Here is a 25,186-nt window from a genome sequence, read left to right on the forward strand (position 1 = left end):
GGCGAATGGGCGGAGGGGCTAGCGGCTCGTCGGGCCGTGCGCGTCCCCCCCGTCCGGGTCGACGCGACTTGGTGGGACGGGGGGGTGAGGACGCTGCGGGGCGTCGCAGCGTCCGTGCAAGATGGGTGCGGCGTCCGGGCGCTCGCCGCGTGCCTCCTCCGAGCGCCGGTTCTCGGAGCGCTCCCAGAGCTCGTTCCAGAGATCCAGCTCCCACTTGATCACGCCGCCCTCCTCGGTGTTTCGGCCTGGCGTTCTCGTGTCGCTCGCCGCGATGGCACGGTTCCCCTACCGGGGCGTCTCATCCCCTCGTGCCGGGAGCTCCATCCGGCGAGCCGTTCCTCAGGCCCTCTATCAGGACCTCGACGACCTCGGGGCGGGAGAACTCCGGCGGCGGGTGCTCGCCCCTCGTCAGCATCTCCCGGACCTTCGTGCCGGAGAGGAAGACGTGCGAGGCCGGCTCGTGCGGGCAGGTCTTCGAGGAGCCCATGCCGGCGCACTCCCGGCAGAAGAAGGTGTGCTCGAACATGAGCGGCGTGATCCCGAGCTCCTCCCCCTCGAACTCCCCGAAGACGTGCTGGGCGTCGTAGGTGCCGTAGTAGCTGCCCACCCCGGCGTGGTCGCGCCCGACGATGAAGTGCGTGCAGCCGTAGTTTTTGCGGCAGAGGGCGTGCAGAATCGCCTCGCGCGGCCCGGCGTAGCGCATCGCCGCCGGGAAGACCGAGAGCACCGTCCGGTCCTTGGGGTAGTACCGATCCAGGATCACCTCGTACGAGCGCATCCTCACGTCGGCCGGGATGTCGTCGGGCTTGGTCTCGCCGACGAGCGGGTTGAGGAGCAGACCGTCGACGGTCTCCAGCGCGCTCTTCTGGATGTACTCGTGGGCGCGGTGGACGGGGTTTCGGGTCTGGAAGCCGACCACCTTCTTCCAGCCCTTCTCGGCGAAGAGCGCCCGAACCTCCGTTGGCTCGCGGTAATGGTTCGGGAACCGTCCCCGGTCGGGGGAGCGGAGCAGGGTGATCTCGCCGCCGAGCAGCACGTCCCCCGCGCGGTAGAGGTGCGCGACGCCGGGGTGCTCGGCGTCGGTCGTCCCGTAGACCTCTCCGGCCTCGCGCTCCTTGTCGTGCCGGTAGCGGTCCTCCAGGAGCAGGATCGCGGCGGGCTCCCCGCGCCCGTCCAGGAGCGCCACGCGCGAGCCCTCCCTGAGGCCGCTGGCCGCCGCCTCGCTCACGGGCAGCGTGATCGGCATGCTCCACGCCGTGCCGTCCGAGAGGCGCATCGTCTCCACGACGCTCTCGTAGTCGTCGCGGTCCATGAAGCCCTCGAGCGGCGAGAAGACGCCGGTCGAGATCATCTCCAGGTCCGAGAGCGCCCGCGCGCCCAAACGGACACCGCCGAGCCCCGCCGCTTCCTCGCGTAGCTCCAGCGCCTCCTCCTCGCGGACCCGCCGGTCCACGAGCGCGCCCCCGTGGGGCGTGACGAGCTCCTTCCCCTCGAACTCCGCCCTCCCGGTGCCGCGCGCCTCCCCCACCGAGCCGTTCCGCGCGGTCACCGAGACCGCCGCCAGGCGCCGGGCGCGGCGCGCCGGGATGGCCTCGGCCTCGAGCGCGTAGTAGTAGGGTAGGCAGCGCTCGTAGGCTTCGGCGAGCTCGCCACTCAGCATGGGGTCCCGGCGCTCGGCCCGCTTCACGCCGACGCTCCTCTCGGCGGCGTCGTGCCAGCCCTCCCAGACGTCCCACCGCTTCACCTCCCTCGGCTGCCAGGAGAGGGCGTCGTCGCGGAAGGGGATGCCGACGCGCTCGCAGTAGGCGGCCAGCACCCCCGCCGGGTCCTCCGAGAAGCTCATGGCGTCGACGACCACGACGTCCTCGCCGGCGTCGCCGGCGTAGCGGTGGAGGTTATAGAGGCTCTCGAAGCCCGTCTCCTCCAGGGTGAAGTCCGGCCACATCTTGTGCATCGACGCGATCACGTACTTCGGGTCCCGCACGATAAAAGTGTTCACGAAACGGGAGGCGAACTCGGGGCCGAGGAGCGGCCTCGCGTGGTACGCCATGTCCTTCAGGAAGACCCGCTTCTCGCGGGGCCGCAGGACCTCTTCCAGCACGCTCTCGTAATCCAGCCCGGGTCTCGGGGGCTCGTCCGCGAAGCGGTCGCTCGGGCGTTCCTCGCCGTGGTAGTAGGCGGCGGAGAAAGGTTCGTGCAACACCTCGAAGTCTTCCCGCTCTATAAAGATCCTCTCGAACGCGGTGGAGATCGAACGCGGCACGGACCACAGAGCGATGGGCTTCTCGTTCCTCACAGCTTTACCCCTTCCGTCTTGCGCAACTTCATGGCCTCCTGGAATACGACGTCGGGGGGCCCGTCGTGGGCCCCCCGGGGTACCACCGTTTGCCCCTTATGCCGGCAGGGGCGCCTCCGCGCGCCTCTTCTCACGCCGGACGACGACGATGGCGAACGCGAGCGCCGCGATCCAGACGGCCACTATGAGGGCGTAGACGAGGTAGGCGAAGGCAGGCTGCGCGTCGAGGCCGATGGCGTTGATGAAGGTGCGCATGTTCGTGATCAGGATGACCCCGCCGACGGCCGTCCCGAGGATGCGCGTCGGAAGAATGCGCACCACCCACGCCGCGATCGGGGCCGCAATCACGCCGCCGACGAGGAGTGCCGCGACCACGCCCCACGGCACCTGCGCGAAGCTGAGGGCGTAGAAGAAGCCGAGGCTCGCGCAGACCGCAACGACGAACTCGCTGGTATCCACCGTGCCGATGATCTTCCTCGGCTCCATCCTCCCCGAAGAAAGCAGCGTCGGGGTGGAGATGGGCCCCCAACCGCCGCCGCCGGCCGCGTCCATGAACCCGGCAAAGACCCGAGCGGCGCGAGGAACCTCCTCGCCACCGGCCTGACGACGACGGGCCTCTCGTGCCTCCTGAACGAGAAGCGCGCCAGGACGTACACGCCGAGGCAGAAGAGGAAGACGGCCACGAGAGGCTCCGCCGCCTCCGCCGAAAGGGAGCTGAGCGCCACCGCCCCCAGAAACGCGCCTATCCCGCCCGGCACCGCCATCCAGCCGACCTTCGACCAGTCCACGTTCCCGAACCGCCAGTGCGACAACCCCGATACCAGCGTCGTCCCCACCTCCGATAGGTGGACCGCGGTCGAGGCGAGCGCGGGCGCGATGCCGGCCGTCAGGAGCAGGGTCGTCGACGTTACCCCGTACGCCATCCCGAGCGCCCCGTCTACCAACTGCGCGACCAAACCCAACAAAGCAAGGATCACGAAATTCCGCATCGACACGCTCCTCTACCCAAACCACTTTGTCTACCAACTTACTTAGGATTTGGGTATCCTAGCAGGCGCGGCAAAGGAGTCAAGCGAGAGCGGCGGCCCCGGTGCCTGCTCTGGAGGGGCTCGTCGAGTGGGCTCTGCCTCCGGGAGGCCGTGGGGACAGATGCGCCGGCGTTTTGTAGACTGCCCGGCGACCGAAGGCGAGCGTGAGATGTCGAGGGAGGGATCTGGCGTGCAGAGAGAGGGCGAGCGCGGGTTTACGTTGTGGTTCACGGGGTTGTCGGGGTCCGGCAAGACCACGATCGCCGAGATCGTCGAGAAGGAGCTCAGGGAGAGAGGGCGACGGGTCGAGGTCCTCGACGGGGACATCGTCAGGACCAACCTCTCCAAGGGCTTGAGCTTCTCGCGGGAGGACCGGAACATAAACGTCTTGAGGATCGGGTTCGTGGCGAACCTCTTGACTCGCAACGGCGTCGGGGTCATCGTCTCGGCGATCTCGCCGTACAAGGAGGTTCGGGACCAGGTGCGGCGCAGGATCATAGACTTCGTCGAGGTCTTCGTGGACGCGCCGGTCGAGGTCTGCGCCGAGCGCGACGTGAAGGGTTTGTACAAGAAGGCCTATGCCGGGGAGATCAAGGAGTTCACCGGCGTCTCCGACCCCTACGAGGCCCCCGCCGCCCCCGACCTAGTCCTCAAGACGAACGAGGAGGAGCCCGAGGAGAGCGCGCGCAAGGTCGTAGAGAAGCTCGAGTTCTTCGGGTACCTGGAGCCGGCGTAGGGAGCCTACTCCGCGCCCGTAAGGGTGGCCCGGAGCTGGTGGCGCCCCGTGAAGAAGGAGCGGTAGGAGAGGAGCCCCGCGATGATGGCGGCGATGGAGACGCTCCCGAGGAGCATGTAGAGGACCACCATCTGGAGGCGCACCGCCTCCAGGGGTTCGGCGCCGCCGATGATCATGCCGGCCATGGCGCCGGGGAGGAAGACGATCCCGGCCGTCTTCGTGGAGTCTACGAGCGGGATCATCGCGTTCCTCAACGAGCTCTTCAGGATGGGCGCCACGGCCTGCCGGCTCGTCGCCCCCAGGGCCAGGGAGGCCTCGATCTCCGGGCGCCGGGCCCGTACGTCGTCGCGGATCATGCCGAGCGTAAGGCTCGTGGTGTTCATCGAGTTGCCGACGACCATCCCGCCGAGCGGGATAAGGTACCTCCCCGTCGGCGGCACCACCCCGAGCAGGAGCAGGAGCCCCAGGGTGCAGACCGCCGCGACCCCCACCGAGACCGTCGCCAGCGGCAGCGCGCGCGGCACCCCGCGAGCGCGCCGCGCCGACGTCCACCCGGCGAAGCCGACCATCACGGCGAGGAGCAGCAGCACGTAGCCCAGGGATTCCAGCCCGAAGACGAGCTCTATCACGTAGCCGACGGCGGCGAGCTGCACGAACGAGCGGACCACGGCGACCCCGATGTCCTTCTCGAGGTCCAGCCTCTCGTAGAAGCTCAGGGCCACTGCGACAGCGACGAGCCCGAGGGCCAGGAGCGCCGAGGCGACGGTGCCGAGGCCCTCCAAGGCCTCAAGACCTCCCCGAGACGAGCCGCCTGACCTTCTCGCTCCCCCCGCCGTCGAACTCGTCGCGGTCCCACTCGCCCGCGGTGCGCCCCGCGTCCACGAGGACCACCCGGTCGGCCAGCCGCTCGACCTGCCCGAGGTCGTGGCTCACGATCACGAAGGTCAGGCCCTCGCGCCGGTTCAGGTCCCTCACGAGACCCTCGATCCTGTCCCGCGCGGCCTCGTCGAGCGCGCTCGTCGGCTCGTCCATGAGCAGCACCTCGGGCTCCAGGGCCAGGGCCCGCGCGATGGAGACGCGCTGCTGCTGGCCGACGGAGAGGCTCTGCGGGCTCCGCGAGGCGAGCTCGGGGTCCAGCCCCACCGCCCCGAGAAGGTCCGCGACGTCCGCTCCCCTCCCGAGGAGCCGCGGGCCGTACAGGATAGCCTCCTCGACCGTCTCCCCGGAGAGGGCGGGGAGCTGGAAGATCATGCCGACCCGTCGCCTCAGCGCGAGAGGGTCCATCGTCTTCGTCGGGACCCCGTCCAGATAGACCTCCCCCTCGTCGGGCTCCACGAGCCGGTTCAGGGCGCGCAACAGGGTGCTCTTGCCGGAGCCCGAAGGACCGGTCACGCAGACGACCTCGCCCCGTCCGACGGCCAGGTTCACGCCCTTCAGGATCCCCGCGCCCCCAACCGCGTACCGGAGCCCCTTCGCCTCGATCTTGAGGGTCAGGGCGCCTCCCGGCTCAGGTAGGCGTAGAGCCCGTCGAACACGGGTCCGGTTTGTCGTAGGAGGGCGTGGTCGTCGGGCGACGCGAGCTGCATGCCCCTGATAATAGCGTCCAGCCCCTCCGCCTCGGGCCGCCCGTAGCGCTCGTCCAGGAGGTCGGCGTCGTGGATTATCTCCGCGATCTCACGCAGGGTGGCGTCCCGCCCGAGGTGCTCGTACTCCACGAGGAACGTCTCGAACGAGCAGTCGTCGCCCCGGTGCGAGAGCCGGGCCCCGGCGACGTCGAAAAGCTCCGCCCCCTCGGGGGCTTCGGCCGGGTCCCCGAAAAAGGAGAACTCCGCCTCCGGGTCCAAGAACCGCGTCACGAGCCAGGCGCAGGCCGTCCGATCCACGTGGCAGCCCCGCCGGGTGGCCCAGCGCAACGCTACGACACCTCCCCGACGCCGGCCCCGCCCCGCGAGGAAGCCCCGTCCACCAGGACCCGCCGCGCCCCTCGCAGGGCCTCCGCCGCCTCCTCGCGCCGCGGCGAGCGGAAGTAGTCCCGGCGCCGCTCGGCCCGAAAGTCGCGCTCCAACTTCTTGAGCTCCTCCAACATCCCGTCCGAGTCGCCCCCCAGTTCGGCCTTGCGCCGCAGACGCCCGGCGGCCTCGACGATCTCCGCGTAGACCTCCTCCCGGGAGGCGCGGAAGGCTTCCTCGAGCCCTTCGCGCTCCGCCGTCGTGTTCGGGGTGGCCTCCCAGAGTGTCGCCTCCCCGCCGGCCTCGCGGACGCGCAGTTGGAGCCACTCCAGCTGCTCCCGCGTAAGGTCGTTCTCCGGCAGGACGGCCGCCCCGTCCTGGAGGTACATGGCACCGAGCGCCTTCAGCTTGCGCCACACGGCCACCCGGTGCCGGGAGGGCTCGCGCGGGAGCCGGTAGACCAGCAGGAGCCAGCGCGCCCCCGCGCCCCGCCCTACAGCAGAGTCCATGCCATCCCGACGAGGGCGCCGACCGGGACCATGAGGTAGATCGGCACCTTGAACCTCTGCAAGACCGCGAAGGAGACGACCGCGACCGCGAGGGCGAAGACGTCGAGCTCGGCGAGGGAGAGGCCGTCGGGGAACAGGACCTGCGTGGCGAAGAAGACCGCGAGGTTCGCGACCACGCCGACAACCGCCGCCGTCACCCCCACGAGGACCGCGCGCAACAGGCGGTTGTTCGACAGAAGCTCGATATACGGGGCGAGCAGGAAGATGAACAAAAAGCACGGCAGGAACGTCACGTACGTCGTCGTCAGAGCCCCCAGGGTCCCGTAGAAGAGCGGGGAGAAGGGGCCGGGGTCGTTCCAGGCGCCGATGAAGCCGACGTACTGGGTGACCATGATCAAAGGCCCCGGCGTGGACTCCGCGAGCCCGAGCCCTTGCACCATCTGGTCGGCGGTGAGCCACCCGTAGCCGTTCACGGCTACGTCGGAGATGTAGCTCAGGACGGAGTACGCCCCGCCAAAGGTCAGGAACGCCGCCCCCGTGAAGAACAAGGCTTCCTTGAACAGCACGTCCTCCCCGCCGCGCCACAGGTACAGCGCGCCCACGGGGACGGCCCAGAGGACAAAGAAGACCCCGAGCGTCTTGAGGTTGCGCGAGAACGAGGGCCTGCCGCCCGAGTCGGTTCGGTCGAGGGCTGATCCCTCTTCCTCCTCCGAGCCGTGCCCGCCCGCGCGAAATGCCCCGGGCACCGCCCGGGAGAGGAGGAGCCCCCCGACGGCCGCGGCGAGCACGACGATCGGGAAGGGTACGGAGAGGAAGTAGAGGGCCACGAACGCCGCGACCGCGAAGGCCAGGAGGAGGCCGTGATTGAGCGTTCGCTTCCCGATCCGCAAGACCGCCTCGACCACGATCGCGATCACCACCGGCTGCACGCCGTACAACAGGCCGTTGACGGCGGGCACGTCCGAGTGGGCAACGGCGAGCCAGGAGAGCAGCAGCAGCACGAAGATCGAGGGGATCACGAAGAACGACCCGGCCACGATCCCGCCCAAGGTGCCGTGCAGCCGCCATCCTATGTAGGTGGCCACCTGCTGAGCCTCCGGCCCCGGCAACAGCATGCAGAAGTTCAACGTCCTCAGGTACTGCCCCTCCGAGACCCACCGCTTCCTCTCGACCAACTCCCGGTGCATGATCGCGATCTGCCCCGCAGGCCCCCCGAAGTTGATGAACCCGAGCTTCAACCAGAACCGGAACGCCTCCCAGAAACCGACCGCCTTCGTCCCCGCGCCATCGGTAACCTTGGTTCCCATCTTCACCTCTCTACTGGTTCGGTAGGCAATACGGCAAAAGCGTAACCGTGGTTACTCTGTGCGTCAAGAGAGGGATGGGTGGCTCGGGCGAGGGGTCGGCTGCTGCCGCGCCCTCCTAGTGGTGCACCCAGGCTTCGGGGTTGCGGGTGAGGCCCTCGACGACCGGGGGCAGGGAGCCCTCGACGAGGTCGGCGAGGGTAACGGTCTCCAGGACGGTGCGAAGGCTCGCGCGGACGGCGATCCAGACCTCCCGCAGCTTCTCGGCCGAGCCCGTGTACTCGACGGCCTCGGGCCACTCGCCCCTGACGTTGGCGAGGGGACCCTCGACGGCCCGGATGACGTCGGCGAGCGTGATCTCGGCGGCCGGCACGGCGAGCCAGTAGCCGCCGGAGGCGCCGCGTTGGGTGCGGACGAGGCCGTGGTGCTTGAGGTCGAGCAGGATGTTCTCCATAAACTTCTTGGGGATGCCCTGCGCCGCGGCGATCCGCTCGCCCTTGAGCGGTCCCGTCCCCTCGACCTTGGCCCGCGCGAGCTCCGACGCCGCGCGCAGCGCGTAGTCGGCTCGGGCCGAAACCTGCATCTCGCCCCCTGCCGCTACCCGGCTCTCAGTTCGCCTGCCGGTCGCTCTCCTTCGCCTGCTGCTTCTCGCCGCGGCTCGGCGACAGCACGAACCAGTAGGAGCCGAGCAGGATGGCGATCATCAGCGCCATCGCCAACCCGAACTGAACGTACTCGGACAAGAGAGCCTCCTCTTCCTGTTTATCCTCCGCAGATCCTACGGGGATTCTACGCCAGACCACGGAGCTTCGTCGCCGCGGGTCAGCCGACGACCGGCCGCGAGCCCCGCACGCCGCCCGGAGATTCTAAAGATCCGGCGATCTCCTCGAGGATGCCGCGCGAGATCACCAGCCGTTGTATCTCGCTGGTGCCCTCGTAGATCTCCGTGACCCTGGCGTCCCGGTAGTACCGCTCGACGGGATGGTCCTTCATGTACCCCTGCCCACCGAGGACCTGCAACGCCTCGTCGGCGACCTCGTTCGCCACCGTGGAGGCGTAGAGCTTCGCCCTCGCACCCGCCTCGGTGACGCGCATCCCCCTGTCTTTGGCCCACGCGGCCTCGTAGGTCAGGAGCCGCGCGGCCCTTATCTTCGTCTGCATGTCCGCGAGCTTGAAGGCCACCGCCTGGTGCTCGGCGATCGGCTTGCCGAACGTCGTCCTCTCCGAGGCGTAGCGGGCCGCGTACCGGAAGGCGGCCTCGGCGATCCCTACAGCCTGGGCCGCTATCCCGATCCTGCCGCCGTCAAGCGTCCCCAGGGCGACGCCCAGCCCCCTCCCCTCCCCCCCGAGCCGGTCCTCCTCGGGGACGAAGACGCCGCTCAGGTGCAGATCGTCCGTGGTCGCGGAGATCACGCCCATCTTGCGGGCGTGCTTGCCCCACGAGACGCCCGCGGCGTCGGCGGACACCAGAAAGGCCGTCACGCCGTCCTCGGCGCGGGCGAAGACGATCATCGTGCCGGCGGCGCGGCCGTTGGTGATCCACTGCTTGTGCCCGGAGAGCTCGTAGCCGCCCTCCACCCTCTCCGCCCTTGCCCTTATCGCCGAGGCGTCCGAGCCCGTCTCGGGCTCGGTGAGGGCGAAGCAGCCGAGGCGGCCGACGCCGGCGAGCTCCGGCACCCAGCGCTCCTTCTGCCCTCCGTGCCGTACTCCAGGATCGGCAGGGTGCCCGCGCTGGTGTGCACGGCGAGCGTCACCCCGACGCCGGCATCGGCCCGGCTGATCTCCTCGAGCATCAGCGCGTAAGAGAGGAAGTCCGCCCCTCCCCCGCCGTACTCCTCCGGCACGCACAGCCCCATGAACCCGGCTTCCGCGAGCTTCTCCAAAAGATCCAACGGGACCCGGTCCTCGAGGTCCAGCTCCGCCGCGAGCGGCGCTACCTCCCGGTCGGCGAACTCCGCCGCCCGGTCCCTGATCTCGCGCTGCTCGCCCGTGAGCTCGAAGTTCATCGCGGTCCTCCGTCCTGACGGTGCCCTTCGCCGGAAGCTTTACACAGGACCGCCCCCCGCGCCCCCGGACGGGCTAGGCGCCGCGCTCCAGCGATTCGCGGTGCTCGGCGCCGCGCTCGACGTAGGAGCGGGCGCCGCGGGCGATGTCCTCCGTCTGCGCCTCCGTAACCTCCCTGACCCTCTTCGCGGGGACGCCGACGATGAGGCTGCGGGGCGGGTACTCGCGGCCCTCCGGGACGGTCGCGCCCGCGGCGACGACGGAGCCCTCGCCTATCTTCGCTCCGGTGAGGATCGTGGCGTTCATGCCGACGAGGCAGCGGTCCCCGATCTCGCAGCCGTGCACGACCGCCGCGTGGCCGACGACGCAATCGTCGCCGATGGTGACCGGGAACCCCGCGTCCATGTGGACGACGGCGTTGTCCTGGATGCTGGTGCGCTCCCCAACCACGATCTCGTCGAGGTCGCCGCGCAGCACGGCCCCGTACCAGATGCTGGAGCCCTCCCCCACCCGCACCTTCCCGATCAAGTAAGCCCCAGGCGCCACGAAGGCCGAAGGGTGGACCTCCGGCAGCCGGTCGCCGTACGGGAACACGCTCTCTCTGTGGGTCATCTCGCCTCTCCTTGGGGATCGCCCGGCAGGTCGGGGCCGGGGAAGGTCCTCCGAGCTCCGGCGCCCAAGTTACCGGGAGGGCACGACGCCCGCAAGGGCCCTCCCGTTCGCGCCCTAGCGCGAGAGGAGCCGCCGGCCGAGCAGCGCGGCCCCCACGATCACGGGGACCGCGACGGCGGCGCGGCCCGCGTTGCGCCGGCCCGCACCGACCGCCGCGCGCTTCGCCTCCTCGTTGAAGCCGCCGTCCGTCGAGGTCCACAGCGGGTCCGGCTCGAACAGATTGCCGGGGCCGGTCTCCCCGGGACCTTCCCGGAAGAAGCCTCCCTCGACGCCGCGGGTGATGGCCCGCTCGTAGAGCGCCGGCGAGAGGGCGTGGAGCGCCTCCAGCGCCCGGACGCTGCTCCCCACGACGACCTCCCGGCGCGGGCGCCGGGCGTTGCGCACGATCGCGTGGGCGACCTTCTCTGGCGGCAGGATGCGGCCCTTTGGCCCCAGGGAGCGTCCGTAAAAGTTGCCCGCGTAGCGGTACGCCGGCGTGTCGACCGCCCCCGGGAAGACGCAGGAGACGCTCACGCCCGTCCCCCGTAGCTCGCCCCGCAGGGCCTCGGAGAAGCCGCGCAGGCCGAACTTCGTCGCCGTGTACGCCGCCTGGTACGGCGAGCCCACGAGCCCGAAACCGGAGGAGACGTTCACGAGGACCCCGCTGCCCTGGCGCCGGAGGACGGGGAGCGCGGCCTGGGCCCCGTGCATCGCGCCGAGCAGGTTGGTCTCCACCACGCGGCGGTTCACCTCCGGCGGCTGCTCCTCGAACCTTCCGAAGGAGATCACCCCCGCGTTGTTGACCCACACGTCTATGCGTCCGAACTCCTCGACGGCCCGGCGCGCGAGCCCCTCCACCGCCGCAAGGTCCGTCACGTCCGTCGGCACGGCGAGGGCGCGTCCCCCCCTCGCCTCACACTCGGCCGCCACCTCGTCGAGCGCCCCCTCACGCCGGGCGGCGAGCACCACCGAGGCCCCCTTCTCGGCGAACGCCCTCGCCGAAGCCCGCCCGATGCCGCTCGAAGCACCCGTAATCACCACGATCGAACCGTCTAGACCGCGAGCCATCCGAAACCTCCCGTTAGTCGAAACACCGTCCCCTCCGAGACGGATAGGGGGTGTCTACCCACAAGCGGTCCGTGCGTCCCTAGCCGTCGAGGAAGCGGTTCAGAACCTCCGCGAAGCGGCCCGGACACTCGACGTGCGGCAGGTGCCCGCATCCGGGCAGGATCTCCAGGTTGCCGTGCCGCAGGCGGGCGACCGCGTCGTGGGCGTGGCGCAGGGGCACCACCTTGTCCAACGCCCCCCAGACGACGAGCGTGGGCATCTCCAGGCGGGGGAGCTCGTCCAGCAGGATCTCGCTCCCCTTCTGGCCCGCGGGGCCGATGTGGGAGCGCAGGGCGGCCAGCGTGGTCTCCATGAAGCCGTTCGAGAGGCCCAGCCGGGCCTGCTCCGCCAACCACTCCGCGGGGCCGAGGTGGGGACGGCGAAGAGGAGCGGGGCCCTCCCCAGGGACCGCTGAGCCGCGCCGCCGGGGTCTTCGCCCAGAAGATAGCCGCCTCACCGAGGCCGGCGAGCGTCGCCGAGGCGAGCGCGGGGTGACCTCCCGTCCGAGCCCGGCGCTGTCCACGAGGCCCAGGGCGCTCACGCGGGAGGGGCGGGAGAGCGCGAGGCGCAAGGACACGAGGCCGCCGAGCGAGTTCCCGACGACGGGGGCGCGCTCGATCCCCAGGGCATCCATAAACTCCGCGACGAAGCCCGCCAGAGAAGACGGCGAGAATCCCGCGTGGTCCCTCCCCGTTCGGGCTGCAGCAGATCCGGGGCGTACACGCGGCGTCCGCGCGCCAGGGCCGGCATCGCGCGGTTCCATTCGAGGGAGCTCGTCCCGACGCCGTGCAGCAGGACGAGCGGCGGCCCCTCCCCGCCGTCATGTAGCGGGTGGCGGTCCCGCCGACCCGCACCGTGCGCTCTTCGACATTCACGTTCGGGAGGTACCCCTAGCAAGCCCCGGCGTCGCCGCGTTCGGGGTCTTCTCGCCTGCTCGATCGGGCCCATCGTCGCCGGCGCGAAGCGCGGGGCAGTGGTCCCGAATACGACGCGGGGGTATCTACCCCGGAGGCTAGACCTCTACCAGCACCGCGTCGCCCTGCCCGCCGCCGGAGCAGATCGCCGCGAGGCCGCGGCCCCCGCCCCTGCGCTTCAACTCGTACATCAGCGTCATCAGGATGCGGGCGCCGGAGGCCCCTATCGGGTGGCCCAGAGCCACCGCCCCGCCGTTGACGTTCGTCCTCTCCTCGGAGACGCCGAGCATCCTGGAGGAGTTCAGCGCGACCGCGGCAAAGGCCTCGTTCACCTCCACGAGGTCCAGGTCCCCGGCGCTCCAGCCGGCCTTCTCCAGCGCGAGCCTGCCGGCGTTGCCGGGGACGGTGTGCAGCCTCGACGGCTCCTCCGCCACCTTCGCGTGCGCCACGATCGTCCCCAGGGGTTCGAGGCCGCGCCGCTCGGCGTAGCCCTCGCTCGCGAGCACCAGCGCCCCCGCCCCGTCCGTCACGCCCGGTGCGTTGCCGGCCGTCACCGTCCCCCCCTCGTCCAGAGGGTTCAGGGAGGCCAGCTTCTCCAGGGTGGTGTCGGGGCGGACGGGCTCGTCGCGGTCCACGTAGCTCACGGCGCCCTTTCTGCCGGGCACCTTTACCCCGACGATCTCCTCCGCGAGGCGGCCCTCGTCGGTGGCGGAGGCGGCCCTCATGTGGCTGCGGTAGCTCCACTCGTCCTGCTCTTCCCGGGAGATGCCCGCGTCCCTCGCCCCGTCGGAGCCGAAGCGGATCATGTTGACGCTCTCGAAGGCGTCCAGAAGGCCGTCGTGCATCATCGCGTCCAGGGCTTTTGCGTCGCCCATCCGCGCCCCCCAGCGGGTCGTGGGCAAGAGGTAGGGGGCGCCGGACATGCTCTCCATGCCGCCGGCCAGGACCACCTCGTAGTCGCCGCAGCGGATCATGGTCTCCGCCAGCGTCGCGCTCCTCAGGCCCGAGGCGCAGACCTGGTTGAGCGTCTCCGTCGTCAGGGAGAACGGGAGCCCCGCGTGGCGGTTGGCCTGGCGGCTCGGGATCTGCCCGACACCTGCTTGCAGCACGATCCCGAAGACCGAGTGTCCTATCTCCGCGTCCTCGATCCCGGCGCGGTCTATCGCCCCGCGGATCGCGGCCCCGCCGAGCTCGGGCGCGCTCAAAGGGGAGAGCGCCCCGCCGAACTTGCCGAACGGCGTCCGCGCCGCCCCCAACACCACCGCACGCTCCACCGCTACGCCTCCAATGCTCTCGATCCCCGCTACTTCTCGAACCTCCAGTTTATATATGAATGGTAGGGCCGAGGATCGTCCTTCTAGTAAGATGAGGCACAGCAGCGCCCAATCGGGGGAAGATCAAGGGCGACCTAAGGAGGAGACGTGGCGAACATCGGGGACTACGGGTCTACGTACGCGGGCTTCGAATGGGAGACGCCGGAGAGGTTCAACTTCGGGCGCGACGTGATCGACGCGTGGGAGGCGAACCGTCCGGCCATGACCTGGCTCGGCGCGAACGGGGACGAGCGGCGCCTGACCTTCGGCGACCTCTCGCGAGCCTCCGACCGCCTCGCCAGCGCCCTGAAGGAGCTGGGCGTGGCGCGCGGCGACCGGGTGATGGTCCTCCTCGGCAAGGTGCCGGAGTGGCACGTGATCCTGATCGGGCTGCTCAAGCTCGGCGCGATCCCCATCCCCTGCGCCCCCCAGCTCCGCTCCGGCGACCTCAAGTTCCGGGCCGAGCACTCGGGCTCGGTGGCCATGATCTCCGGCCCCGAGGGCATCGAGGAGACCGAGAAGATCCGCGCCGAGGTGAGTAACCTGAGCTCCTTCGTCTCCGTGGGGACGGACCACGAGGGCTGGGACTCCTACGAGGGGCTCACGGAGGCGGCCTCCGAAGGCTTCCAGGCCGGGGACACCGCCTCGGGCGAGGGCGCCTTCCTCCTCTACACCTCCGGCACGACAAAGCACCCCAAGGGCGTCCTGCACACCCACGGCTACACGCACGCGAAAAGGATGCAGGCCCGCTACTGGCTCGACCTCCAGGAGGGCGACCGGCTCTGGTGTACCTCCGGCACGGGCTGGGCGAAGAGCATCTGGAACGTCTTCCTCGGGCCGTGGAGCCTCGGCACCGAGATCTTCGTCCACGAGGGCGGCTTCGACCCCTCCGGGCGCCTGGACCTCATCCAGCGCTACGGCATAACCGTCCTGTGCCAGGCCCCCACCGAGTACCGCCTGCTCGCGAAGACCCCGGAGCTCGAAGCGGCCGACCTCTCCTCGATCCGCCACGCCGTCTCGGCCGGCGAGCCCCTCAACGCTCCCGTCATCGAGCGGTGGAAGGCCCTGCACGGGCTGACGATCTACGACGGCTACGGCCAGACCGAGAACACCCTGCTCGTCGGCAACTTCCCGGGCGTGGAGGTGCGGCCCGGCTCCATGGGCCAGCCCTCCCCGGGCTGCGACGTCCGGCTCCTCGACCCCGAGGGCCAGCCCTGCCCGCCCGGCGAGCCCGGCGACATCGCGCTCGTCCCGGACGTCCCCGTCCTCTTTAAGGAGTACTGGGAGCAGCCCGACGAGACCGAGGGCGTCTACAGGAACGGCTACTACCTCACCGGCGACCGGGCAACGAGGGACGAGGACGGGTACCTGTGGTTTATGGGCCGCTCCGACGACGTCATCCTCTCGGCCGGCTACCGCATCGGTCCCTTCGAGGTCGAGAGCGCCCTCATAGAGCACCCGGCGGTCGTGGAGAGCGCCGTCGTCCCCGCCCCCGACGAGGACCGCGGCTCCGTCGTCAAGGCCTTCGTGGTCCTGGGCTCGGGCTACGAGGCCTCCGACGAGCTTGCAAAGGAGATCCAGGACTTCTGCAAGGGGCAGACCGCCCCGTACAAGTACCCGCGCAAGATCGAGTTTATCGGCGAGCTCCCCAAGACGACGAGCGGCAAGATCCGCCGCGTCGAGCTCCGCCAGCGGGAGATCGCCCGGGCGACGGGGTGACCGACCCCGCCCGCCTCGCCGCCGAGGAGTACTGCTACCTCACCACGACGGGCAGGGTAACGGCCAGCCCGCACGAGATAGAGATCTGGTTCGCCCTCGTCCCCGAGCGCGACACCCTCTACATGCTCTCCGGCGGCGGGGACCGCGCCGACTGGGTCAAGAACCTCCGCCGCGACCCGCGCGTCACGGTCCGCATAGACGGCGTGACCTTCTCGGGCCGCGCCCGCGACCCCGCGGACGACGGGGAGGACGACCTCGCCCGCCGCCTCCTCGTCGAGAAGTACGAGAGGGTCCCGGGCCGCCTCGCGAACTGGCGCCGAAACGCCCTGCCGATCGCCGTGGACCTGGAGAGGGGATAAGCGCGCCGGCTCGCGTGTCAGGGCGTACGTCGAGACCCGCCGCCCCGACCTAGACTGGGTCACGTGCGAGGTACGAAGAAGCGAGACCTGCCGGAGAAGACCTGTCCCGTCTGCGGGCGGCCCTTCAGGTGGCGCAAAAAGTGGGAGAAGGACTGGGAAGCGGTCACCTACTGCAGCGAGCGCTGCCGCTCGCGGGCGAAGGCGGCGAGGCGAACAGGGGCCTCCTAGGATAGCCCCAGCAGCGCAGAGAGCTGGCGCAGGCTCCCCGCCATCCTCGGGCCGTACCAGGTGAGAAGCTTCCCGTCGACGAGGTGGATGCGGTCCTCGCGCGCGGCTGGGACGTCCAGCGCGTAGAACTCCGCGAGGTCCTCGGCCGAGAACGGGTAGGGCTCGTCCGGCAACAAGATGACCTCGGGCTGGGAGGCCTCGATCTCCTCGGGCGAGACGACGGGGTAGCGCGTGCGCCCCCCGCAAACGTTCTCGCCCCCCGAGACCTCGACGACGTCGTGAACGTAGGTGTCCGAACCGACGCCCATGTAAGGCCCTTTCCAGATGGGCACGAAGAGACGGGGCCTCCTCGGCGGTCTCGTCCCGCGCAACCCCTCGTACACCCGCTCTATCGGGGAGATCACCGCGTCGGCCCGGGGCGCCTCGACGAGCACGGCCAGCTCCCGCAGCATCTCCAGGGCCTCCTCGACGGTCTCCGGAGCCCCCACGAAGGTCGGGACCCCCGCCGTTTGTAGCGCCTCGACGCTCTCGCGCGCGTTCTCCTCCCTGACCGCGACCACGAGGTCCGGCTCCAGCTCCAACACGCGCTCGACGTCGACCTTCTTCGTCCCCCCGACTCTCTCCACCCCGCCGACGCGGCGCGGAGGCTGCGTGCAGTACCGCGTCCTCCCCACCACCTTCTCGCCCACCCGAAGGCGAAGAGCGCCTCCGTGAGGCTGGGCACCAGGCTGATTATGCGTCGCGGAACCACGCGCAGAGCATACCCCGGCACAACCCGAAGCGTCACCGAACAGGCCCCGTCCCGTAATCTCGTTGTTACGCAAGCCCACCACCCTTCGTCCCACGCTCGGGGCCGGCCCGAGCGGACCGGCCCCCTCTCGCCTGCGCATGCATCGGTCGAGCCGCCCCTTCGGCGTTACCGTAACGTCTGCTCCGTGTAACCTTTTTGTTATTCTGATCCTCTAACATGCCTCGGCGTCGGACCACCGAAGTCGAAGGAGCTTGCTTCCATGCGAAGCGGGCACTCCTGGCCCGGGGCGGCGTCGCGATCGGTGTGAAGGAGACGGTGATGGCGAAGAGGTTGGCGGTCTTGGCGGGGACGCTGGCGTTGCTGATCCTTGGGATGGGTCTCCCACCGGCGCTGGCGCAGGGGAACCAGTACGGCGGAGGGGAGGTCTCGGCGACGGGGTACCTCTCGCCGGTCTCCCCGCCGGGCTCCTACAGCCATCTTCTGAGCGACGAGGCGACCGGCCAGCAGTACCTCGTCAGGAGCGGTGCGGTAGACCTCGGGGCCTACGACGACGGCCAGAAGGTTACCGTACGCGGCACGCTCGTCTCCGGCGGGGGCGCGGAGAGCGTCCTGGAGGTGACGGGCATCGGGGAGCCCGTCGAGACCCCGCAGCCGGGCGAGGCCGCCACGCTCTCGTTCGAGCTCCTGGTCGAGGGGACGCCCCCCGCCGGCGCCACCTTCTTCGGCAACATCCAGACCGGCGAGGGCGGGCCGGGCATCTTCGTGCCGCTCACCGACCCGGACGGAGACGGCGTCTACGCCGGCTCCACGACCATACCCGACAGGTTCCCGCCGGGGCTCAGGCCGCTGCCTCCGGACGCCGAGCCGCTGGCGTTCCCGATCCGGATCGTGCAAGGCACGGGGACGAACCCGAACGCCGAGGGCGAGCTTCCCGGCGAACCGACGACCGTCTTGCAGGACTTCGGCGTGACGCCGCTGCAGGAGAGCAACTCGTTCCCGGCCAGCGTCTCCTTCGGCCCGGCGACGGGCGATGAGCACGAGGACGGCGGCGACCCCGAGGGCGGCGTCGACCTGAACGAGGACGGCGCCGTGGACGAGGCCGACGCCGAGCTCGCCGCCGAGACCAGCGACGCGGCGGCCGAGGAAGCCCCGGAGGAGGCCACCCTCCCCAACACCGGCGGCGCGGTCCTGCCGCTCCTGGCCGGTGCGCTGCTCGTGGGCGGAGGCTGCCTCATCCGCCGCGCGTACCGCTGAACACCCCCTTCGGTAGTCTGGTCGGCCCAGCATGAGCCGACCTTTTCGTCCGCGGCGGGGCACGATTTAGGGTGAATGCCATAAAATATGCTGACCGTGGCCGGCTCGCGCACGACGTTTGCAGCGCGTGGCGGGAGCCTTAGGGTTCGGAAGGAGGTGCTGCTATGAAGAGGTTGTTTCTGCTCGTCGCTGCGATGACGCTTGCCCTTGCGGTCCCGGGCTTCGCCCAATCCGAGACCACGCAGCAGGAGCCCGTCACGCTCGAGTTCGAGCTGACGATCGAGGGGCTCCCCCCCGCGGACGCGACGTTCTTCGGGCAGGTGGGGTCGGGCATGCGCGACGTGCGGGAACAGCTCACCGACGCCGACGGCGACGGCGTCTACACCGGCAGCGTGGAGTACACCCCGGACGAGCGGGACGTGGTCGTGATCCTGCAGGGCAAGGGCGTGCGTTACGGCGACGACGGGGCGCCCTCCCCCGGGGCGCCGGAGACCGTCATAAGGGACTTCGGCAGCACGGCCGTCGAGGGGGATCGGACGTTCTCGGCCACCGCCTCGTTCGGCGACGAGGGGGCGGCCTCGAGCGGCCCCGTCTCCGCCACGGGCGTCGTCGAGAAGCCCCAGATGACGACGTACATGTACGGCACCCACGCCATAACGGACGAGGAGACCGGCACGCCCTACGCCCTCACGAGCGAGGACGTCGACCTGGACGCCTACGTCGGCGAGGAGGTCACGGTCTACGGCGCGCCGGTGCCCGGCTACGAGGGCGGCGAGATCGAGGGCGGGCCCGCGCTCCTCGAGGTGGGCGAGGTAGAGCCCGTGGCGGGCGTCTCCGAAGAGGAGGCGACCGTCGTCTTCGAGCTCTCGATCGAGGGCGAGGTGCCCGAGGACTACTCCTTCTACGTGGAGAGCTCGGTGGGCGACGGCGGGGTGATCTGCACCACGGACGCGACCGTCGTGGAGGAGGCCGGCTACCCCGAGTGCCGCCCCGACGCCGTCAACACGGCCGAGGTCCCCTTCCCCGCCGGGGAGCCGTTCGACTACAGGGTCTTGAGGAGCCGCGGCACGGAGCTCTCCAGCTTCGTGCTGGACGAGGGCTCGGAGGTATCCGAGGACGGGCTGGTGATAGAAGCTTCCTACTCCGCCGCCAACGACCCCGCCAACGGCGAGGACATAAACGAGGACGGCGTCATAAACGAGGCCGACGGCGAGCTCGCCTCCCAGACCAGCGAGGCCGCCGACGCCGCGACGCGCCCCGACGAGGCCGTCCTCCCCGACACCGGCGGTCCGCCCCTCTCCTGGAGCATCGGCGGCGCTGCGTCCTGCGCCGCGCTGCTCGCCGCCCTGGTCCACCGCTCCCGTCGAAGCAAGGGACTGTAAGAGCCTTCATTTTGGCTTCCGCCCGTTCGGGTAAGATCCCGCGGAAACGCCCGATCTCGGGCGCAACCAGCGACGGTAGGAGGCGCGGTGGCCGACGATTTCAAGCCGGGCGACAAGGTCGAGTGGAACACGCCGCAGGGCAAGACGCAGGGCAAGGTGGTCGAGAAGCTGACCTCCCGCACGGAGGTGGAGGGCCAGACCGTGGCCGCCTCCGACGACGATCCCCGTTACGTCGTCGAGAGCGAGAAGAGCGGCAAGCGCGCCGCCCACAAGCCCGATTCACTGAAGAAGGCCTAGGAGGAGACCGCTAGCGTGGCCAAGAGCAACGAGCAGGTAGTAGAGGAGTTCAACGAGGCGGTCAACATGGGCGCCAAGGAGCTCGAAGAGTGGCTCCAAACCGACGAATCCAAGTCCGTCGGCCAGTCCGACGACGGGGGCGAGTCGAAGGGCCACGAGTCGGGGCGCAGGATCGTGGAGATCCTCGAGAAGAACAAGGGCGACTACACCGAGGACGACATCGACCACATGCGGCGCGTCGTGAGCTACGTTCACCGCCATCAGGCGCAGGGGCCGAGCAAGGACGTCGAGGACTCGAACTGGCGTTACAGCCTGCTCAACTGGGGACACGACCCCCTGAAGTAGCGACCGGGGCGGCCCTCGCCCCGCGTGCAGTGCCCGATCCGCGGCGTGTGTCCGTCCCGGACGGGGTACTATGAGGCCATGACACACGACACGTATCAGAAGTGAATATTCGTCAGGCCAACGGCATCGGCAGGGTGCACGTGGCCAAGCCCCAGCTGAGGGAGACGTACTGCGGCAGGCCGATCGACGACGAGGATTGGCTCACCACCCGCAAGGAGGCCAACTGCACCGCTTGCGCCCGGGCCGGGGCACCTATCGACCCGGAGCAAGCCAAGTAGGGAGCTCTAGCCTCCCCGGTACTTCCGCACCCGAGCTATGAGAGCGCTTCGGAGGGCCGGCTTCCGGTCCGTGCGGGCGCCGGGGCGATCGGGTGTTTTCAACCGCCGGGGGGATGGTCCGCCGTAGAGGGGCGTTCGTTTCCGCGGCTCTCCAGCGGGCGCACGACGTACTGTGCGTAGCCGCGCGGGTTTCTCTCCGCGTGTTCGTTCATCTCGGATGCTCGTTGCTCGGCCGTTTCGAGGGTCGAGAAGCGGGCGACCTCCTTCTGCCCGAAGAACGTCACAGCCACGAGCTTAAAACGCGCCTCCTCCACGCCGCCCATTCTACGGGCGTCCGGGGGAGCGCGGACGCGGGGTGTCTCGCGCTCTCGCTATCTTGACCCTCTCGCGATCGTGCTGCTACCATCAACCCTCACGATGCCTTCGGGGGAAGGGACTGCGTGCTCCGATACAACAAGATGCCGCTGGCTCTCCGGACCGCGCTGCGGCGCGGGTACGCCGCGTGATCGAGCCATCCGGCGTCGCCTCGGGGCCGCTCTCGGGGTTGCGGATCGTCACGCTGGCCGTGAACGTCCCCGGTCCCGCGGCGGCGGCCCGGCTCAGGGGCTTCGGCGCCTCGGTGGTCAAGGTGGAGCCGCCGTCGGGGGATCCCCTGATGCACCAGAACACGGCCTGGTACCGGGCGCTCTCGACGGGCCAGGAGGTCGTGCGGCTGAACCTCAAGGAGGCCGGGGACTTCGCGCTGCTCGAGGGCTACCTCGCGGGGGCGGACCTCTTCCTCACCTCCAGCCGGACCGGGGCCCTCGAGAGGCTCGGGCTCGACCCCGACGGTCTGCGCCGGAAGCACCCGCGCCTGTGCGGCGTCGCGATCACCGGCTACCCCTCGCCCCGCGGAGACGAGCCCGGCCACGACCTGACGTACCTCGCGGACCACGGGCTGCTCACGCCGCCGGAGATGCCGCGCTCGCTGCTCGCGGACCTCGCGGGGGCGGAGCGGGCCGTCTCGGAGGCGCTCGCGCTCTTGATCGGGCGCGAGCGCGGCATCGGAGAGGCGGGCGCGCACGTGGAGGTGCCGCTCTCGGAGGCCGCGGCGTACCTCGCCGAGCCGTTGCGCTACGGGATCACGGCGCCCGGGGCGCACCTCGGGGGCGGGTTCGCGGGCTACGGCCTCTACGAGGCCTCGGACGGCTGGATCGCCGTCGCGGCCCTCGAGCCGCACTTCTGGGAGAAGCTCCGCGCGGAGCTCGGGCTGGGCGACGCCGGGAGGGAGGACCTGGAGGGGATCTTCAGGCGGGAGACGGCGGCGCACTGGGAGGACTGGGCGTCCGCGCGAGACCTGCCCGTGGCCGCGCTGAAGGGGACGCCCCCCGACGGCAGGCCGGGCACGGAACATCGAACCACGACGATGACGGAGGAGAGATGACGCTTCAAGGGCTCACGATGGACTACAAGCTCAACCTGCCCGCGATCCTGCGCCGCGCGGACCAGTTGTACTCCAGAAAGGAGATCGTGACGCGCAGGCCGGACAAGTCGTTCCACCGCTACACCTACGCCGACTTCGTCTCGCGCGCCAAGAAGCTCTCGGTGGCCCTGAAGGGCCTCGGGGTCGGGGAGGGCGACAGGGTGGGGACGCTCGCCTGGAACACCTACGGGCACCTCGAGGCGTACTTCGGCATCCCCTGCGCCGGCGCCGTCCTGCACACCCTCAACCCCCGCCTGCACGAGGACGACCTCGCCTTTATCGCGAACCACGCCGAGGACAAGGTAATGATGGTGGACGAGCCGCTCGTCCCGGTCTTCGAGAAGTTCAGGGAGAAGGCCGAATCCATCCAGCACGTCGTCGTTTTCAACTACGGCGACGGCGCCGACCTGCCCGACTGGGCCATCCCGTACGAGGAGCTTCTGGCGGGGGCGGACGAGGGCGAGTTCGAGTACCCGGACCCCGACGAGACCGACGCCGCGGCGCTCTGCTACACCTCCGGCACGACGGGGCGTCCCAAGGGGGCGCTCTACTCGCACCGGAGCATCGTGCTCCACTCGATGATGAGCGCGATGGGGAACGCCTTCTCGCTCGGCCCGGACGACTGCGTGCTGCCGGTCGTCCCGATGTTCCACGTCAACGCCTGGGGGCTCCCGTTCACCTCGGCGCTCGTGGGGGCGAAGCAGGTGATGCCTGGGCCGCACCTCGATCCCGCCAGCCTCATCGAGGACTACGAGCAGGAGGGGGTGACGTTCACCGCCGGGGTGCCGACGGTGTACCTCGCCATGCTGCGGGCGCTCGACGCCGAGCAGGGAGAGCACGACCTCTCGGCGCTCAGGCAGCTCGTCATCGGTGGGGCGGCCGTGCCCAAGAGCGTCATAAAGGCGTACGACGAGCGGCACGGCATAGAGGTGATCCACGCCTGGGGGATGACGGAGATGGACCCGATAGGCTCCGTCGCCAAGCTCACGCTGGAGATGAAGGAGCTCCCGGAAGACGAGCAGCTCGAGTACAGGGCCAAGCAGGGCTACCCGACGTCGTTCGTCGAGGTCAGGGCGCGCGGCGACGAGGGGATCATCCCGTGGGACGGCCAGGCGATGGGCGAGCTCGAGGTCCGGGGCCACTCGGTCATAAAGAAGTACTTCAACACCGACGAGGGCGACGACAAGTTCACCGAGGACGGCTGGTTCAAGACCGGGGACGTCGTCACCATCGACGAGTACGGGTTCATCAAGATCACGGACCGCTCCAAGGACCTCATAAAGAGCGGCGGAGAGTGGATCTCCTCGGTCGAGCTGGAGAACGCCTTGATGGCCCACCCCGCCGTCGCCGAGGCCGCCGTGATCGCCATGCCCCACGAGAGGTGGGACGAGCGCCCGCTGGCCGCCATCGTCCTCAATGAGGGCGAGACGGTCACCGACGAGGACCTGAGAAAACACCTCGAGAGCGACTTCGCGAAGTTCTGGCTCCCCGACGCCTACGAGTTCGTCGAGGAGATCCCGAAGACCGCGACCGGCAAGTTCTTGAAGATGGCCCTGCGCGAGCAGTTCAAGGACTACACCCCGAGCACCGGCAGCCCCGCCGCGAAGAGCTAGGGGGAGGAGCAAAGTAGATTCTCGGGGGCCTCCCCGGGGAGGAGGTCGGCGATGCAGGAGGAGATGAGCCGGACGGTGGCCCGTGCGCGCCGGGACACGATCGGGGACGCCCTCGGGCGCTCCGTCGTCCGCAACCCCGAGAAGGACGCCGTCGTCTTCGGGGAGCGCCGCTGGAGCTACGCCGAGCTCGACGCCGGGGCAAACCGCGTTGCGAACGCCCTGCTGGAACGGGGGCTCGGGAAGGGGGATCGGGTCGCGGCGTACGGCATGAACTCCGACGCCTACGTCCTGTTGTGGCTGGGCTGCGCGAGGGCCGGCCTGATCCACGTCCCCGTCAACTTCGCCCTCGCCGGCGACGAGCTCCTGTACATCCTCGACCAGTCCGGAGCCAGAGCGCTCTTTCACGACCCGGCGCTCGGGGGGAACGTGGACGCCGTGCGTGGCAGGACCGAAGCCTCGATCCACGGCACCCTGCTGGACGGGGACGGCTTCGACGTCCTGGGCGTGGCGCGGGGCGGGGGCGACGCGACGGAGCCCGGCGTCGAGCTCGCGGGGGAGGATGCGGCGCAGATCCTGTACACCTCCGGGACCACCGCCGCCCCGAAGGGGGCCGTGCTCTCGCACCGGGCGTGCCTCGCCCACTACACGAGCTGCATCGAGGCCCTGGAGTTCCGCCACGAAGACCGCGCGCTCCACTCGCTCCCCCTCTACCACTCCGCGCAGATGCACGTCTTCCTCATGCCCGCCCTCCTGCTGGGCTCCACGAACTTCGTGGTCGGGAAGCCCGACCCGGAGCTCTGTTGCGGGCTCGTGGAGGACGAGGGGATCGGCTCGATGTTCGCGCCGCCGACCGTCTGGATCTCCCTGCTTCGGCACCCGGCGTTCGACGCGCGCGACCTTTCCAGCCTCAGGAGCATCTACTACGGCGCCTCGATCATGCCCGTCCCCGTGCTCCGGGAGCTCAGAGAGAGGCTCCCCTCCCCCCGGTTCTACAACTGCTACGGGCAGAGCGAGATCGGCCCGCTCGCCACGGCCTTGCGTCCCGACGAGATCACCGAGGAGCGGCTCGCCTCCGTCGGGCGCCCCGTCCTGAACGTCGAGACGCGCGTCGTGGACCCGGAGATGAACGACGTTCCCGTGGGCGAGCACGGGGAGATCGTGCACCGCTCCCCGCAGCTTCTTTCGGGCTACTGGGAGAAGCCCGAGGAGACGGAGGAGGCCTTTCGCGGCGGCTGGTTCCACTCCGGCGACCTCGGCTACCTCGACGAGGAGGGCTATCTGTACGTCGTCGACCGCGTGAAGGACGTGATCAACACCGGAGGCATCACGGTCTCGGGGAGGGAGGTCGAGGACGTCCTCTACGGGCACGAGGCGGTCTCCGAGGTCGCCGTCGTTGCGCTCCCGGACGAGAAGTGGATCGAGGCCGTCACCGCCGTCGTCGCCCCGAAGGCGGGGGTGGAGCCCGACGACGCCCTCGCCGAGGGCCTGAAGGCGCACGCCGGCCGGAGCCTCGCCCCGTTCAAGGTCCCCAAGCACGTCTTCTTCGTCGAGGACCTGCCGCGCAACACGGCCGGCAAGATCCTGAAACGCGAGCTCCGCTCCCGCTTCGCGGGCGAGGTCTCGAGGATATCCGCCGGCCCCAGCGAGCCCTAGGAGCGCGGGCCGCGCGCGAGCCCCATCCAACCGA

At 69.9% G+C, this 25,186-nt stretch carries 28 protein-coding genes and 4 pseudogenes; 12 read left to right on the top strand and 20 right to left on the bottom strand.

Annotation, left to right across the window (positions count from 1 at the left end; translation table 11 throughout):
• Nucleotides 1-18: 18 nt before the first annotated feature.
• From GBA65_RS16585 to GBA65_RS26680, 5 genes and pseudogenes are all read right to left on the bottom strand, one after another.
• On the bottom strand, nucleotides 19-222 hold the full coding sequence (locus tag GBA65_RS16585) for a hypothetical protein (RefSeq protein WP_166397509.1): 204 nt from the start codon (nucleotides 220-222) through the stop codon (nucleotides 19-21).
• A gap of 76 nt (nucleotides 223-298) precedes the next feature.
• Complete coding sequence (sat, locus tag GBA65_RS26670; protein ID WP_407691107.1) at nucleotides 299-1,528, bottom strand: sulfate adenylyltransferase; 1,230 nt, start codon at nucleotides 1,526-1,528, stop codon at nucleotides 299-301.
• Nucleotides 1,529-1,651: 123 nt separating this feature from the next.
• Nucleotides 1,652-2,296 (bottom strand): annotated as a pseudogene (locus GBA65_RS26675) (sulfotransferase-like domain-containing protein); the annotation flags it as partial.
• Nucleotides 2,297-2,392: 96 nt separating this feature from the next.
• The gene (locus GBA65_RS25435; RefSeq protein WP_266096502.1) at nucleotides 2,393-2,848 is read right to left on the bottom strand and encodes a sulfite exporter TauE/SafE family protein; all 456 of its coding nucleotides are present in this window, start codon (nucleotides 2,846-2,848) and stop codon (nucleotides 2,393-2,395) included.
• Between the two features lie 71 nt (nucleotides 2,849-2,919).
• Nucleotides 2,920-3,285 (bottom strand): annotated as a pseudogene (locus GBA65_RS26680) (sulfite exporter TauE/SafE family protein); the annotation flags it as partial.
• Nucleotides 3,286-3,514: 229 nt separating this feature from the next.
• Here GBA65_RS26680 and cysC point away from each other — a divergent pair.
• Nucleotides 3,515-4,060, top strand: a complete 546-nt coding sequence (cysC, locus tag GBA65_RS16600) for an adenylyl-sulfate kinase (protein ID WP_228281405.1) — start codon at nucleotides 3,515-3,517, stop codon at nucleotides 4,058-4,060.
• A 5-nt stretch (nucleotides 4,061-4,065) separates the two neighbouring features.
• Here cysC and GBA65_RS16605 read toward each other — a convergent pair whose 3' ends face one another.
• From GBA65_RS16605 to GBA65_RS16655, 13 genes and pseudogenes are all read right to left on the bottom strand, one after another.
• Nucleotides 4,066-4,842: an ABC transporter permease gene (locus tag GBA65_RS16605; protein WP_166397511.1), complete on the bottom strand. Its 777-nt coding sequence runs from the start codon at nucleotides 4,840-4,842 to the stop codon at nucleotides 4,066-4,068.
• Nucleotides 4,843-4,846: 4 nt separating this feature from the next.
• Entirely contained in the window at nucleotides 4,847-5,488 is a 642-nt protein-coding gene (locus tag GBA65_RS16610; RefSeq protein WP_207955843.1) for an ABC transporter ATP-binding protein, read from the bottom strand.
• A 62-nt stretch (nucleotides 5,489-5,550) separates the two neighbouring features.
• Nucleotides 5,551-5,973: a chromate resistance protein ChrB domain-containing protein gene (locus GBA65_RS16615; RefSeq protein ID WP_166397512.1), complete on the bottom strand. Its 423-nt coding sequence runs from the start codon at nucleotides 5,971-5,973 to the stop codon at nucleotides 5,551-5,553.
• Nucleotides 5,974-5,975: 2 nt separating this feature from the next.
• Entirely contained in the window at nucleotides 5,976-6,518 is a 543-nt protein-coding gene (locus GBA65_RS16620; protein ID WP_166397513.1) for a Chromate resistance protein ChrB, read from the bottom strand.
• Nucleotides 6,503-7,825, bottom strand: coding sequence for a chromate efflux transporter (gene chrA / locus GBA65_RS16625; protein ID WP_166397514.1), 1,323 nt, complete (start codon nucleotides 7,823-7,825; stop codon nucleotides 6,503-6,505). Before chrA ends, GBA65_RS16620 begins: the two co-directional genes overlap by 16 nt.
• 115 nt (nucleotides 7,826-7,940) lie before the next feature.
• The gene (locus GBA65_RS16630; protein WP_166397515.1) at nucleotides 7,941-8,405 is read right to left on the bottom strand and encodes an RrF2 family transcriptional regulator; all 465 of its coding nucleotides are present in this window, start codon (nucleotides 8,403-8,405) and stop codon (nucleotides 7,941-7,943) included.
• Nucleotides 8,406-8,430: 25 nt separating this feature from the next.
• Nucleotides 8,431-8,565, bottom strand: coding sequence for a hypothetical protein (locus GBA65_RS25440; RefSeq protein WP_266096503.1), 135 nt, complete (start codon nucleotides 8,563-8,565; stop codon nucleotides 8,431-8,433).
• A 79-nt stretch (nucleotides 8,566-8,644) separates the two neighbouring features.
• Nucleotides 8,645-9,828: pseudogene (locus GBA65_RS16635) on the bottom strand (acyl-CoA dehydrogenase family protein).
• A 73-nt stretch (nucleotides 9,829-9,901) separates the two neighbouring features.
• Nucleotides 9,902-10,438, bottom strand: coding sequence for a gamma carbonic anhydrase family protein (locus tag GBA65_RS16640; protein WP_166397516.1), 537 nt, complete (start codon nucleotides 10,436-10,438; stop codon nucleotides 9,902-9,904).
• 114 nt (nucleotides 10,439-10,552) lie between these two features.
• Nucleotides 10,553-11,545 carry an SDR family oxidoreductase gene (locus GBA65_RS16645; protein ID WP_166397517.1) on the bottom strand — a complete coding sequence of 331 codons (993 nt, stop codon included), beginning with the start codon at nucleotides 11,543-11,545 and terminating at the stop codon, nucleotides 10,553-10,555.
• Between the two features lie 79 nt (nucleotides 11,546-11,624).
• Nucleotides 11,625-12,347, bottom strand: coding sequence for an alpha/beta fold hydrolase (locus GBA65_RS16650; RefSeq protein WP_207955844.1), 723 nt, complete (start codon nucleotides 12,345-12,347; stop codon nucleotides 11,625-11,627).
• Nucleotides 12,326-12,532, bottom strand: a pseudogene (locus tag GBA65_RS26685) (hypothetical protein); the annotation flags it as partial. The pseudogene GBA65_RS26685 and the gene GBA65_RS16650, both read right to left, overlap by 22 nt.
• A 64-nt stretch (nucleotides 12,533-12,596) precedes the next feature.
• A complete protein-coding gene (locus GBA65_RS16655) occupies nucleotides 12,597-13,772 on the bottom strand; it encodes an acetyl-CoA C-acetyltransferase (RefSeq protein ID WP_166397518.1) in 1,176 nt (391 codons plus the stop codon).
• Between the two features lie 147 nt (nucleotides 13,773-13,919).
• Here GBA65_RS16655 and GBA65_RS16660 point away from each other — a divergent pair, with 147 nt between their 5' ends.
• The 3 genes from GBA65_RS16660 to GBA65_RS26690 all read left to right on the top strand — a co-directional run bounded on the left by GBA65_RS16660 (nucleotide 13,920) and on the right by GBA65_RS26690 (nucleotide 16,117).
• A complete protein-coding gene (locus GBA65_RS16660) occupies nucleotides 13,920-15,530 on the top strand; it encodes an acyl-CoA synthetase (protein WP_166397519.1) in 1,611 nt (536 codons plus the stop codon).
• Nucleotides 15,527-15,889 (top strand): nitroreductase/quinone reductase family protein, encoded by a 363-nt coding sequence (locus tag GBA65_RS16665; RefSeq protein ID WP_166397520.1) that lies wholly within the window; start codon nucleotides 15,527-15,529, stop codon nucleotides 15,887-15,889. The genes GBA65_RS16660 and GBA65_RS16665 overlap by 4 nt, the downstream gene beginning before the upstream one ends.
• 63 nt (nucleotides 15,890-15,952) lie before the next feature.
• Nucleotides 15,953-16,117, top strand: a complete 165-nt coding sequence (locus GBA65_RS26690; RefSeq protein ID WP_166397521.1) for a DUF2256 domain-containing protein — start codon at nucleotides 15,953-15,955, stop codon at nucleotides 16,115-16,117.
• Here GBA65_RS26690 and GBA65_RS16675 read toward each other — a convergent pair.
• Nucleotides 16,114-16,806: a helical backbone metal receptor gene (locus tag GBA65_RS16675; protein ID WP_166397522.1), complete on the bottom strand. Its 693-nt coding sequence runs from the start codon at nucleotides 16,804-16,806 to the stop codon at nucleotides 16,114-16,116. The two genes, GBA65_RS26690 and GBA65_RS16675, sit on opposite strands and share 4 nt — an antisense overlap.
• A 380-nt stretch (nucleotides 16,807-17,186) precedes the next feature.
• Between GBA65_RS16675 and GBA65_RS16680 the strand changes: the two genes are divergently transcribed.
• The 5 genes from GBA65_RS16680 (at nucleotide 17,187) to GBA65_RS16700 (ending at nucleotide 20,424) form a co-directional block, all read left to right on the top strand.
• Entirely contained in the window at nucleotides 17,187-18,122 is a 936-nt protein-coding gene (locus tag GBA65_RS16680) for a hypothetical protein (RefSeq protein WP_166397523.1), read from the top strand.
• A 164-nt stretch (nucleotides 18,123-18,286) separates the two neighbouring features.
• Complete coding sequence (locus GBA65_RS16685; RefSeq protein ID WP_166397524.1) at nucleotides 18,287-19,504, top strand: hypothetical protein; 1,218 nt, start codon at nucleotides 18,287-18,289, stop codon at nucleotides 19,502-19,504.
• Nucleotides 19,505-19,591: 87 nt separating this feature from the next.
• Nucleotides 19,592-19,801, top strand: a complete 210-nt coding sequence (locus tag GBA65_RS16690) for a hypervirulence associated TUDOR domain-containing protein (RefSeq protein ID WP_166397525.1) — start codon at nucleotides 19,592-19,594, stop codon at nucleotides 19,799-19,801.
• Between the two features lie 15 nt (nucleotides 19,802-19,816).
• The gene (locus GBA65_RS16695) at nucleotides 19,817-20,146 is read left to right on the top strand and encodes a DUF3140 domain-containing protein (RefSeq protein ID WP_166397526.1); all 330 of its coding nucleotides are present in this window, start codon (nucleotides 19,817-19,819) and stop codon (nucleotides 20,144-20,146) included.
• Between the two features lie 101 nt (nucleotides 20,147-20,247).
• Nucleotides 20,248-20,424, top strand: coding sequence for a hypothetical protein (locus GBA65_RS16700; RefSeq protein WP_166397527.1), 177 nt, complete (start codon nucleotides 20,248-20,250; stop codon nucleotides 20,422-20,424).
• A 98-nt stretch (nucleotides 20,425-20,522) separates the two neighbouring features.
• On the opposite strand, the gene GBA65_RS16705 is transcribed toward GBA65_RS16700, so the two are convergent.
• The gene (locus GBA65_RS16705) at nucleotides 20,523-20,738 is read right to left on the bottom strand and encodes a hypothetical protein (RefSeq protein ID WP_166397528.1); all 216 of its coding nucleotides are present in this window, start codon (nucleotides 20,736-20,738) and stop codon (nucleotides 20,523-20,525) included.
• 188 nt (nucleotides 20,739-20,926) lie between these two features.
• Between GBA65_RS16705 and GBA65_RS16710 the strand changes: the two genes are divergently transcribed.
• From GBA65_RS16710 to GBA65_RS16720, 3 genes are read left to right on the top strand one after another with little or no spacing between them, the layout of a single operon-like run.
• On the top strand, nucleotides 20,927-21,847 hold the full coding sequence (locus tag GBA65_RS16710) for a CoA transferase (protein WP_228281414.1): 921 nt from the start codon (nucleotides 20,927-20,929) through the stop codon (nucleotides 21,845-21,847).
• A complete protein-coding gene (locus GBA65_RS16715) occupies nucleotides 21,844-23,499 on the top strand; it encodes a long-chain fatty acid--CoA ligase (RefSeq protein WP_166397529.1) in 1,656 nt (551 codons plus the stop codon). Before GBA65_RS16710 ends, GBA65_RS16715 begins: the two co-directional genes overlap by 4 nt.
• A gap of 51 nt (nucleotides 23,500-23,550) precedes the next feature.
• Complete coding sequence (locus tag GBA65_RS16720; RefSeq protein WP_166397530.1) at nucleotides 23,551-25,152, top strand: fatty acyl-CoA synthetase; 1,602 nt, start codon at nucleotides 23,551-23,553, stop codon at nucleotides 25,150-25,152.
• The last annotated feature ends 34 nt before the right edge of the window (nucleotides 25,153-25,186 follow it).

Source organism: Rubrobacter marinus, assembly GCF_011492965.1.
Taxonomy (GTDB): domain Bacteria; phylum Actinomycetota; class Rubrobacteria; order Rubrobacterales; family Rubrobacteraceae; genus Rubrobacter_F; species Rubrobacter_F marinus.